Below are 10829 nucleotides of genomic sequence, written 5' to 3'. Positions count from 1 at the left end.
TCAAGCTATTTCATCAAAAAAATCTAGATTGGTGATAAATCAAGCATAATTAATCGGACATTGAGCTGAGAAATTTTTGGAAATTCTATGAAATTACTCACAAGGGTAGTTTTCTGGCGGACACTATTTATTAACCATCTTTTGAAGACGATAGTACTCACGACATGCTAAATTATTAAATTTCAAAACTTTTAGCTCCTTGTACAAATCGTTGAACTCAATCGCCTCAGATATCCGGATATCGACTTTATTAACAAAGCTGCCGTCAACATTTAAATTTTGAAATATCTTAATGTACCTTAGGGCAAAAGATTCAAACAGAATAATCCATTGGTCATAAAGTGAAACTGCCTGTAATGGAATTGTGGTGTTTAAAAGCTTTGATTTAAGCTGTGATTCATGCGAATGATAGACAGAAAGTAAAGAAAGTAAGTCATCGGCGTAACTTAAGTCTTCTTTTACAAAATATTCTTTTACTGCAAAATCAAAATGAAGACCCAGAGTATTTGCTGCCAAATCAATCTCATTAAGCTTTTTAATGCACTTTGTCGCAAGAGTCGGCAGAAATGACCTACGCATAAAAAACGTAACTTCTTCAAAAACAGATTCCTCTATGGCATCAAGTATCTCATAGCTATCTGAATTGAGATTTAAATCATTACCGAGAATGAGTCGAGCCTGCGATTGATCCAAGCTTATTTAATTTTTTACGATCCGTTTAGATATGCGCTGTCCAGCCATATTGATGTCAAGAATATATACACCCGTTTTCAGAGAACTTATATCGATATTATCTAGTTTTGAGGCATTATCGATCCGAAGCTCCTTCACGACTTTTCCTACAATACTAATGATCTTTATTTCGATGGGATATACTGCGTGATCTGGAACTTCAAGTCCAATAGTGCTTGAAGCCGGGACCGGGTAAATCATTATATCTGCTGAATGAGCAGACAAAATACCATCACTAAGGTTTGTTTGAAACGAGAATTCTGCAAAGAATATATCTGTAAAGCCATTAGAAGAGATTGGTGCTGCATCGGTATCCAGGGAAAGTGAACCGGAATACGAACCTATTGCAAGTACATTTCCATTGGGATTAAAATACGCATCTCGCGCAAACTCACTGCCAGAGCCACCAAAAGTCCTGGCCTCCATAAAGTTACCTGTAGCTTTATCATAGGCGGCCATATAAATATCCATCTCGCCTTGCGAAGCGATTTGAGAAGTAAAATCGCCGGGGTTGAAAATAGCCACATTATCAAATGATCCTAAGGCAAGTAAGGCTGACCCAGATTCAATAATTCCCGATACATAGTCTTCTATACCTCCACTTTCAATATATCTTGCCCAAATGAGCGATTGATTTACAAGGTCGTATTTCGCAAAAAATGGATCTGCAAATAAGGGCTGGATAATGAATTCATTTCCCTGATCGGGATCAAAATCTGTATCACCCTGAATTCTTCCTGCCACATATAGGCTCTCACCACCATCTGCGAAGTGAAAGCATGAAATTTCATTTGAATTATCAGAATTATCAAAATTGTATTCCCAATCTAATGATCCATCTGCATTGAGCACAAACATTTTCATATCACTTTGGGGAATACCAGAAAGCGAACCGTTTGTCATCGCACCAAGAGCAATCTTACCGTTTTGGGCAGATTTAATCGCGGTAATATCATCGTTATTCGGCGTTGAAACTTCAAAAGACCAAACATACTCCCCTTGAGAATTGTACTTTATGAGTGCAGCATCTGTAGCGCCCGATTGGGGATTTAGAACAACATTGTTTGCGCTTGGATCTACATCCACATCACCATTGTAACGGAGACCGTAAAAAATATTGTCGTCGGCATCTACATGAAGCGCACTACCATAATCAAAGAAAAGTGAGCCAAAGGTATTCACCCAAGTTAATTGACCATCAGAGTTATACTTCGCCAAAAACGCATCTTTACCCCCGGCACTCACTTTTTGAATTGGGCTACCAAGAGGATTAAAATTTACTGTATTCGAAAAACTTCCAGCGATACATATATTATTGTTTGAATCAATTGTTACACCATCTGCATCCATTCCATTATTGAGGCTAATACGGCCAAGATTAAAAGCCCATAACAAACCTCCTGCCTGATCATACTTTGCCACGAAAAGGTCGGGCGTACCCAGAGGATTTAATTCATTATTATTTGCAGACGGATCAAAATCTAAATTCCCCTTAAAACTTCCGTAAATGATCATATTTCCTTCAGAATCATAAATACCTGACTGACCGGCATCTATCTGTGTACTACCAATTCCGAATTGCGTTATATTGCTAAATACTTCAGCCTGTGCGTAAGCTCCTATAGTGATTAGAAGGGAATATATAAGGAGAGTAAAATTCTTCATAATTGAGTATTAATAAATATAATGGCCTAAAACAGCTAAATTATTACGTCCTTCAGGGTAAAATGTTCTTAAACGGCTCTTTATGTATTGAATCTAAAACGTGAATAAAATATGAAAGACGAACAATAATCCAGCTCAAAAGTAAGTAAACCCAATAACAAGAGCTATGTCATGAGCAGAATTTTCTATTTTAATGCTTCTCTAAAACGAAGCGATTGTAAGTCGAAAGGAGTGAATTAAGACCGATACAACTGACTAGCTCTTCAGGTCTATTCTAGGAATAATGTTGTAAGGCTCTGATTCACATCGATTTTAATACCGCGCACACCGGCTGATTCACCGGCTTCAATATCTCGGTATTTATCGCCAATCATTACAGATTTTTTAGGATCGATGCCGTGGCGGTGAATTGCTTTTTCGATCATGCCTGAATGTGGCTTACGGCAAAGGCAGTGACTAATAGCATCGTGATGCGGGCAAAAATAAGTTTCTATAAAGTCAATTCCAGCCGCTGTGAATTTCGTAGTCATGTAATCGTTAATCTCCTCAAAATCAGCGTACGAATAGCGTTGTTTTGCAATTCCACCCTGATTTGTAATTACGATAATACAATATCCCGCCTCTGTCCACTTCTTTAAAGTATCAATTACTCCCGGCAAAATGGTAAACTCTTGAATACAGGTGGTATAATCGCCCGGATCGTGATTAATAACGCCATCTCTGTCTAAAAAAACGGCAGGTCGTAAATTAGTCTTGCTCATAAGTCTCAAAGGTACGATCTGTGTAGAAAATCACGATTTTTTCAATAGTTTTTATTTCGGATTTGGATTTTGATTTCATTTTCGGCTGTTGAGTTGTTATTTCATGCGGTGCTTTATTGATCGTAGGAGTATCATCAGGTTTTTTTGATTCGGGATTTTTTCCGGTAATAAGCCACCCGGAATCTACCCGTGGAAAATTCTCAAGTACCTTTTGGATAAAATCTAAGGAAGGATTATTCCGTCCGTTCAAAATATGCGAAACACTGGAACGCTGAATTCCGAGCAAGTCAGCGAACGACGAAGCGGTGTGATTATTCACTTTTATTATAGTTGCAATTCTATCCTTTAATTCCATGGTTACATTTGTAACATTACTCTAAAGTTCTTTCAACTGCACAAAGTTAATCGAATATTAATTTGAATCGATACCTTGAACTGATAGCTCATATAAAGTGCACAACACACTAATAGAATATGTTTTAAACTACATAATACTAGGCAGTCGCACTATTTACATTTGTAAATTAGAGAGTTTAGTTCCGTGAACAGTGTTGCTTTTCCAGCCACTTAAAGATGTTACATTTGTAACAATTCAGCTCAAAAAGCCAAAAATATTAGCATTATTGGAATAGTTGAATTTTGCGATTTAAGGCTTTAATAAGAGTTTGGTATATCTTTGTACCAAAATTAAATTTGAATGCAACAGAACAAAAAAGACGAAGAATTTTATAATCCGATTGACAAAGACAAGATTACTGAAACACCTGGCTTAATTCCCTACCCTCATACAATTGGCAGTCCGGCTTTCGCTCCAAATCAGGAAGGCGCCATTAAGAAAACTGCGATTCGGGTTATGGAGGAACAGTGCCATACACAAATGGATCAAATAAGAGAACAGATTGCCCTACTCGCCAAACAGGCAGAAAAAATTAAAACCCGTATGGAAACCTCAAAAGCGATATATGGTGCCGATATGGCTTTTGAGCCTCTTGCCGGCGAAACTTACCATTTATACGCCCGTGAGAAGGATGCTTTTGTATTATCTATGGTTGGTCCAAAAGAATGGGGACGAAAAATTCCTTTTAAGCATTATGTGGCCACTGTAAAATTGCTCTCCGATCGCACCTGGGAGGTATTGGAGTAAATACGTCGCATGAAAGTACAGACGTTGCACGCAACGTCTCGACGATTTTAAGCCCTAAAAATCTCTTCTTTTCAGCTGCCAAAATATTCCGAAAAGAAAAACAAAGCCCCACCCTGTAGCTTTCAAAAACTCTACCAGCCCAATATAATCTGGAGTTTCTAAAAGGATATAGCGCGTAAAAGGGAATGCCACAATAGATGAAAAAGCTTGAAGTGGCAATAAAGAACCTATCAAAGGATAAAAGTGACCAAGAATTCCTGCTGCAATGGGTTCAATCATAAGGGTATAAATCAGCAAAACCATTATTGTAAATGCTGATTTTCTGATTATCAGAGCTAAAAACATGGTAAACAAGAAGTAAAGTAAAAGCTGATAGGCATGCGCGGGAATGAAAACTGCATTGTAAAGAATGGCGTCAACAGATGTGTCTGAAGCATTCAGAAAACCGAGAATCAATCCGATAATAAGAATAACGAGAGCAGAAAGCAACGCTAAAAAAATCGCGAATGAAAGTTTTGATAGAAAAAACTCTGTTCTCGAAAGTCCGTCAATAATATTTTGGCGATGCGTTTTAAACTGAAACTCATTGGTAACAGAAATGATTATGAGCAAGGCCGGAAATATTTTAAAGAAATAACCAAGCCAGGCAAGGTTTTGCCATATATCTTCAAAATCGTAAATAGGAAGAATTACGGGACTCAAGCCACGATAAGTTACCCCCTGATTTTCCAAATATTGCAATATAGCGCCGCCGCTAAACGCTATTAAGAGCAAAGCCACGAAGTAGATACCCAGTAAAATCCAAAATGCACGATTGGTTTTAAGCTTCAGAAATTCGAGTTTTACGAGTCTAAGCATTCGATTCTGATTTAAGTAATTGAAGAAATTTTTGCTCCAGCGTGTTTGTATTTATTTGCAACCGGTTGAGCACAATTCCACTTGCAATAAGGGCGCGGTGAAAATCTGTAATTTCTATTCCGGGTTTAAGAGCAAGCTTAAAATTGCTTCCTTCTTTTCGGAAAGAAGCTGCAAAATGTGAATCAGAAAGAAAGGCAGCGAGCTTTTCGGGATCATCACTACCCACTTCAACATTGGTTTTATCTTGGTCGAGGTCGGCAACTTTGCCTTGAAAAATCTTCTTGCCGAGACGCAATACTGCAAAATCGGTGCAAATGCGTTGCACTTCGTCAAGCAAATGGCTGGCAAGAATAATTGTTCTGCCCTCGTTTGCCAAATCAATTATCAAATCTCTAATATCGGCAATACCCTGTGGATCAAGCCCATTTGTCGGCTCATCGAGAATCATAACTTCCGGATTTGAAAGCAATGCAGACGCAATAGCAAGTCGCTGTTTCATTCCGAGCGAATAATTTTTGAAAGGATCATTTTTTCGCGAAAGCAAACCTACTCTATCAAGCACCACATCAATGCGGCTTGTATCAACCTGCTTTATTTCTGCAACAACCTTCAGATTGTTTTCCGCCGATAGATAATGGTAAAAACAAGGAGATTCTAAAATTGCTCCAATTCGCCTTCTTACTTTGTGAGTTTGTTCTCCCTGAAACCACTTAAAGCTCCCCGAAGCGGGGTTTACAACGCCGAGCAACATTCCGAGTGTTGTTGATTTGCCGCTCCCGTTTGGGCCAAGAATTCCAAATACTGAGCCTTTTTCCACTGTTAGATCAAGCGAATCTACCGCCGTAATCTTTCCAAATTTCTTGGTCAGGGAATTTATTTCCAATACATTTTCCATTACAGACTGTCGGTTTGGAGGGTATCGGTGGTATTTTCATCTTTGGGAGCTTCCAGCTCAAAAATATCCATCATTTTATTCATATCTAGCTTAGAGATGTCGCGAATGGCATTCGGTGAAAGATTTCCGAGAATCTCGAGCACAAAAGTACCCTGCTCTCCATCAACGAATATCACGTAATCGTCTGTTTCTTTATCGAGCATAAAAATATCAATTTTATTACCCGACGAATTCATTTGCATGAGCATTTCAAAACCTTCTTCTTTTATACCTGATTTAAAAGATTTTAGGGTTTCTCTTACATTCTCTTCTTCGTCACTCCATGAAAAATAGAGCCGCGCTTTTTCTATTTCTTTCAAAGACTGACCATTCTCATCGCCTAAAATTTTTGCGAGCATACGGATTGTAGTCGGATAAAAGTATAGCCCTGTCAATTCTTTATTATCACGTTTTGAGTACTCTGTCAGCGTTTTACTCTGCTCATATTTATGACCACATGCCCCCAGACCCAGAAAGCAACAGAGAAAGACAGGAATTAAATATTTATTTAGTTTTTCCTTTTTCATCGAGATTTTCGAGATAATTCATACCACCTATATTCATTTTTTTAGATAGACTCGACATTTTTTCGAGATCTATATCGCCTACGAGGCTCATTAAAAAGAGATTTCCATTTCCGCCTACAACCATAAAGAGCTCCTTAATAATATCTCCACTTTCGAGAATGTAAAAGCGTACTTTTTCATCTTTATCATCTATGCTCATTAAAACTTCATATTCAGGACCTATTTTTTTAATAGCGCTTTTAAAGTCTGTTAGCTGAATATTTGGACTTTCGCTTTGATCGTATGCCAAAATTTTAATTCCCTTTAAACCTTTTATAGCATCCTTAAAATCCGAATTTTCAGGAGAGTCAACCTGCACATTAGCAAAGAGCTCAAACATTTTGCTTGAGACTATAATCGACGTAAATTCAGGATTGTCGGCATATTTTTCAAAATACTTATCTATTGCATCTTGAGCTTGCAAGACTGAAATGCTCAAGAGAAGCACAGACAAGAGACTAATTATATTTCTGGTTTTCATTTCGTTTTCTTTTTAGTATTCATACTGTCTGTTTGCATTCCGGCAATACTCACTTTTGCATTATAAAATCGTTTTATTTCTTTAATAGGCTCTTTGCCTTTATTTAATTTTTCAGATGCAAAAAGCAATGCGCGCTTAGTTTCCTCAAAGGCCACTTGTGGGTCATTATAGGTGTCGCCTGTGGTCATCTCGGTCTGCGCAATAGCTTCCACAGGTTCATCTTTTAAAACAATATTCCACAGAGCGAAAGTGATTCCAAAAAGAATGATGCCCACAGCAGCATAGCGCATAAATAGCGAAAGTGTAAAAATTCGTGCTCCGCCTTTGCCCTTTTCATTATTTGCTTTTTGCCAGAAGTCCGAATCAAAATCTGCATCCAGAATCTGATCTTTATTTTGTGCTATTTCCTGAAAAAGGGAAACTAGCTCAAAAGATACTCCATCTGCATCATTCCTAACGGCCTCTTTCAACTCATGCTCTTCATCCAGGCTTGATTCACCGGCCCAGTAGCGTTTTTCGAGAAGTTTTAATCTATTACTGTCCATAGCTGTTTATTTTTTCCAAAGATTCTTTAATCGACTTTCGCGCTCTAAAAATATAGACTTTCACCTTGCTCATTTCCATGTTCAGTGCTTCGCATATTTCCAGATAACTGTACCCCTCAACGTCCCTAAGCTGAAAAACCGCTTTTTGTTGTTCGGGCAATTTCAGTAATGCTTCAGAGACATTATTCATGGTATCATTTTGAATGGTATAAGTATCCGGCAATGGATTATCAGAAACAAGTTTCATTCCAACATCATCCAGATTGCTTTTAAGTTTTCGACCCATACGCTTTATTTTATCGAGCGATTTATTCCGGGTAAGCGTGATACACCAGGCTTCGAGATTCAATTTATCTTCAAGTTCCATTCTCGTTTCCCACAGTTTAAGCATTACATCTTGTACTACATCTTTAGCTTCGTGCTCATTGCCCATAATGCTCAAAGCAAATCGGTACATCTTATTTTTGTGTACAAGAATGGTACGCGTAAATTCTTCTTGATGCATCGATTTGCTTCGATTATGGTCTTACACCGATTTAACTATCAAATGTCGCATATATCGTTCCTCATCTACTCGTTTGTTAGTAGCTCGGCATTCACCAATTATACCTTTAAAAAGGATAAGATTAAGAATGGGATACGGCATTTCAAAGTTTAATTGGTCTTACTGGTTAATTAGAAACTTACGGGTGGTTTCAATATCGCCTTTTGTGGCTTTCAATATAAAAACTCCGGTTCCAAAGTTATCAGTATTTAGTTTTCGCATTTTATCATTTGCAATAAAATTTGCTACTTTTTTGCCTGACACATCAAATATTTGCACCGTGGCTCCATTTAATTCTGACGGTAAAACTATGCTTATCTCCTGCCCTTTTGAAGCCGGACTAGGAAATACAAGAATTTTCGAAGGGTCTAATGACTTGGCAAAAACATCTTTTCCCATAGAAGAGAATCTTTTGGTTACATCGCTTACGTCGCTTAATTTGATTTGACCGGTAATGCTTGCCAACATAAAATCGGTGTCCGATCCAATGATTGCTATGATTTCGGTCACTAAACCATTTGATTCGTTGATCACAATTTTAACATCAGAGTCCTTTTCGCGGATGGTAACCAAATCTTCAAATTTTGCAGAAATCTCACGTCTGGCGCGCTTTGCAGTGCTCTTGGCATCTGAATCATTGTTGTCTATCAACATTCTAAATCCGGTTATTTGTCCGGCTATTCGTTTAAAGTCTTCTGCTTCATCGCCTTCCATTTCTATTTGGTTGGCAATTTCAAAAGCTTTTCCGCTTAGCGAGATGAGTGTAACGTTGTCTCTATTTTCGTATTCTGAAAAGAATCGATTGATGGCCGCATCCTGGGCGAAGCTTTGAAAGCTGCATAGTGCGGCTGCTGCGAGTGTGTAGAGAATTTTTTTCATTGTGCATTTGTTTTAGTTTGTTTGCGCCGGTGTTTGAGCCGACATATTTAGTTTGTTTTATGTTCGGTTTGGAGACGACTCAGTTAAGGCAATGTTACACCGCTATTAAAAAAAAACTTCAAGGGGTAAGAATATCATATCTCTAAGGGGCAAATACGGGCGATAAGATTACCTTTGCAGCCCAGAAGAATAAATAATGGTTAATAAAATTATAAAGTACGTTTTGATTCTCGCCACACTTGCGTTGATCATTTATCAGTTTTCGATTGGAAATATTGGAAATGGCATCATGTTTATTTTCGTTTTGGGAATATTCGTTTTGAGCCTTTTCAAGCACGAGCTTATCTTGTGGGCATTTGTACAATTGCGCCGGGGAAAATTTGACAAAGCCGAAAAAACACTAGCTAAAATCAAGCATCCCGAGCAGCTCACCAAATCACAACATGCATACTACTACTATCTTACCGGCCTAATATACTCACAGCAGCAGAGCATTAGCAAATCTGAAAAGTTTTTTAAACGTGCGTTATCCATTGGCTTACGCATGAAAACGGATCAGGCAATGGCCAAGCTCAACCTTGCGGGAATAGCGGTAATGAAACGCAAGAAGAGGGAGGCTACCAATCTTTTGGCTGAAGTAAAAAAGCTGGATAAGAACAAGATGCTCAACGATCAGGTGAAAATGATCAAGGAGCAGATGAAACGAATTTAAGGATTTATGATTGTTGATCCTGACGCTTACGGTCAGCACGATCCGTTTCAGATTTATTATTGGTGCAATGCTCAACACAACTGTAGCCCTTGAAGCCAAGCTGGGTTTTGAAGCCTCCGCAACATTTAAGCTTGCCTTTTTTGCAACCGCGCTACGCATTGCCGGAACACTTGATGTTGGCTTTATGGATCATGCCCTTTTTTCGGGTCGCCCAAGTGGTTACCCTTTCTTATATTTGTAAAAACAGAAGTTATGGAAATTACAATTAAAATAGACCAAAGGAGCAAACAAGCCAAAGCTTTTTATGAATATCTAAAAAGCCTTCCTTTTGTAAAAGTTGAAGAAAAAGAATTAAATAAGGTTACCAAGGAAGCAATGGAAGAAGTAGAGAATGGAAAAGCTACAAAAGTTTCTTTAAGCGAATTCAGAAAACAGCTATCCTGATATGTATGAAATCTTCCAAACCAATCAATTTAAAAAAGACCTCAAAACTATAAGAAAAAGAGGCTTGAAAATGGAACTATTGGATTTGGTGGTTACAAGTTTAGTAGAAGATGGTAAAATATATCCCACATACAAACCGCACAAATTAAAAGGGAATTATAAGGGCTATTGGGAATGTCATATTGAACCCGATTGGCTATTGATTTGGAAGAAAGACGATAATCTAAAGTGTATCTTTCTAACCCGAACCGGAACCCACTCTGATTTGTTTAATTAATTTTTCGAAATCCGGATAGGAAAACGTATCCCATCCATTCTATTGAAATTGTGTTAACCCATCGCGCCCTCAAATCCAATAAGGTTCGGGTGCGCTTAGCGTAGCCCCATTACCTTGTGAAAAAAGGTATTTGAATTGTATTGAAATAGCCATTTGTTGCGTATCCACCCGACCATCCCATATTGCCTAATTCCCACCCCCGCCTGATCTTTGTCGAAAATAATTTTGATGAAGTTACAAGAAAAAATGTTTGCTCTGGTTCAAGCCTGGCAAGAGAGCGGAATGGT

Annotated in this window: 16 protein-coding genes; 5 read left to right on the top strand and 11 right to left on the bottom strand. The window is 38.1% G+C overall.

Annotation, left to right across the window (positions count from 1 at the left end):
- Window positions 1-123 precede the first annotated feature (123 nt).
- The 4 genes from G3O08_RS19920 to G3O08_RS19905 form a co-directional block, all read right to left on the bottom strand.
- The gene (locus G3O08_RS19920; protein ID WP_163287208.1) at window positions 124-693 is read right to left on the bottom strand and encodes a hypothetical protein; all 570 of its coding nucleotides are present in this window, start codon (window positions 691-693) and stop codon (window positions 124-126) included.
- 6 nt (window positions 694-699) lie between these two features.
- The gene (locus G3O08_RS19915) at window positions 700-2397 is read right to left on the bottom strand and encodes a T9SS type A sorting domain-containing protein (RefSeq protein WP_163287207.1); all 1698 of its coding nucleotides are present in this window, start codon (window positions 2395-2397) and stop codon (window positions 700-702) included.
- Window positions 2398-2666: 269 nt separating this feature from the next.
- Window positions 2667-3158 carry a D-glycero-alpha-D-manno-heptose-1,7-bisphosphate 7-phosphatase gene (locus G3O08_RS19910; RefSeq protein ID WP_163287206.1) on the bottom strand — a complete coding sequence of 164 codons (492 nt, stop codon included), beginning with the start codon at window positions 3156-3158 and terminating at the stop codon, window positions 2667-2669.
- The gene (locus G3O08_RS19905) at window positions 3145-3513 is read right to left on the bottom strand and encodes a helix-turn-helix domain-containing protein (protein WP_163287205.1); all 369 of its coding nucleotides are present in this window, start codon (window positions 3511-3513) and stop codon (window positions 3145-3147) included. The genes G3O08_RS19910 and G3O08_RS19905 overlap by 14 nt, the downstream gene beginning before the upstream one ends.
- A 342-nt stretch (window positions 3514-3855) precedes the next feature.
- Between G3O08_RS19905 and G3O08_RS19900 the strand changes: the two genes are divergently transcribed.
- Window positions 3856-4302 (top strand): DUF2452 domain-containing protein, encoded by a 447-nt coding sequence (locus tag G3O08_RS19900; protein WP_163287204.1) that lies wholly within the window; start codon window positions 3856-3858, stop codon window positions 4300-4302.
- Between the two features lie 54 nt (window positions 4303-4356).
- On the opposite strand, the gene G3O08_RS19895 is transcribed toward G3O08_RS19900, so the two are convergent.
- The 7 genes from G3O08_RS19895 to G3O08_RS19865 form a co-directional block, all read right to left on the bottom strand.
- Window positions 4357-5160, bottom strand: a complete 804-nt coding sequence (locus tag G3O08_RS19895; RefSeq protein WP_163287203.1) for an ABC transporter permease — start codon at window positions 5158-5160, stop codon at window positions 4357-4359.
- Entirely contained in the window at window positions 5153-6055 is a 903-nt protein-coding gene (locus tag G3O08_RS19890; RefSeq protein WP_163287202.1) for an ABC transporter ATP-binding protein, read from the bottom strand. Before G3O08_RS19890 ends, G3O08_RS19895 begins: the two co-directional genes overlap by 8 nt.
- Entirely contained in the window at window positions 6055-6621 is a 567-nt protein-coding gene (locus G3O08_RS19885) for a DUF4252 domain-containing protein (RefSeq protein WP_163287201.1), read from the bottom strand. The genes G3O08_RS19890 and G3O08_RS19885 overlap by 1 nt, the downstream gene beginning before the upstream one ends.
- Complete coding sequence (locus G3O08_RS19880) at window positions 6599-7141, bottom strand: DUF4252 domain-containing protein (RefSeq protein ID WP_163287200.1); 543 nt, start codon at window positions 7139-7141, stop codon at window positions 6599-6601. Before G3O08_RS19880 ends, G3O08_RS19885 begins: the two co-directional genes overlap by 23 nt.
- On the bottom strand, window positions 7138-7686 hold the full coding sequence (locus tag G3O08_RS19875; protein WP_163287199.1) for a hypothetical protein: 549 nt from the start codon (window positions 7684-7686) through the stop codon (window positions 7138-7140). Before G3O08_RS19875 ends, G3O08_RS19880 begins: the two co-directional genes overlap by 4 nt.
- Window positions 7676-8191 carry an RNA polymerase sigma factor gene (locus tag G3O08_RS19870; protein ID WP_163287198.1) on the bottom strand — a complete coding sequence of 172 codons (516 nt, stop codon included), beginning with the start codon at window positions 8189-8191 and terminating at the stop codon, window positions 7676-7678. The genes G3O08_RS19875 and G3O08_RS19870 overlap by 11 nt, the downstream gene beginning before the upstream one ends.
- Window positions 8192-8350: 159 nt before the next feature.
- Window positions 8351-9109: a DUF4252 domain-containing protein gene (locus G3O08_RS19865; protein ID WP_163287197.1), complete on the bottom strand. Its 759-nt coding sequence runs from the start codon at window positions 9107-9109 to the stop codon at window positions 8351-8353.
- Between the two features lie 196 nt (window positions 9110-9305).
- Between G3O08_RS19865 and G3O08_RS19860 the strand changes: the two genes are divergently transcribed.
- The 4 genes from G3O08_RS19860 to G3O08_RS19845 all read left to right on the top strand — a co-directional run bounded on the left by G3O08_RS19860 (window position 9306) and on the right by G3O08_RS19845 (window position 10542).
- Window positions 9306-9821 carry a DUF2892 domain-containing protein gene (locus tag G3O08_RS19860; RefSeq protein ID WP_163287196.1) on the top strand — a complete coding sequence of 172 codons (516 nt, stop codon included), beginning with the start codon at window positions 9306-9308 and terminating at the stop codon, window positions 9819-9821.
- A 67-nt stretch (window positions 9822-9888) separates the two neighbouring features.
- On the top strand, window positions 9889-10062 hold the full coding sequence (locus G3O08_RS19855; RefSeq protein WP_163287195.1) for a hypothetical protein: 174 nt from the start codon (window positions 9889-9891) through the stop codon (window positions 10060-10062).
- Window positions 10063-10073: 11 nt separating this feature from the next.
- Window positions 10074-10265 carry a hypothetical protein gene (locus G3O08_RS19850; protein ID WP_163287194.1) on the top strand — a complete coding sequence of 64 codons (192 nt, stop codon included), beginning with the start codon at window positions 10074-10076 and terminating at the stop codon, window positions 10263-10265.
- 1 nt (window position 10266) lies between these two features.
- On the top strand, window positions 10267-10542 hold the full coding sequence (locus G3O08_RS19845) for a type II toxin-antitoxin system YafQ family toxin (protein WP_163287193.1): 276 nt from the start codon (window positions 10267-10269) through the stop codon (window positions 10540-10542).
- Window positions 10543-10829: the final 287 nt, after the last annotated feature.

This window comes from Cryomorpha ignava (assembly GCF_010686655.1).
Taxonomy (GTDB): Bacteria; Bacteroidota; Bacteroidia; order Flavobacteriales_D; family Cryomorphaceae; genus Cryomorpha; species Cryomorpha ignava.
This window is presented reverse-complemented; position numbering and strand designations above follow the sequence as displayed.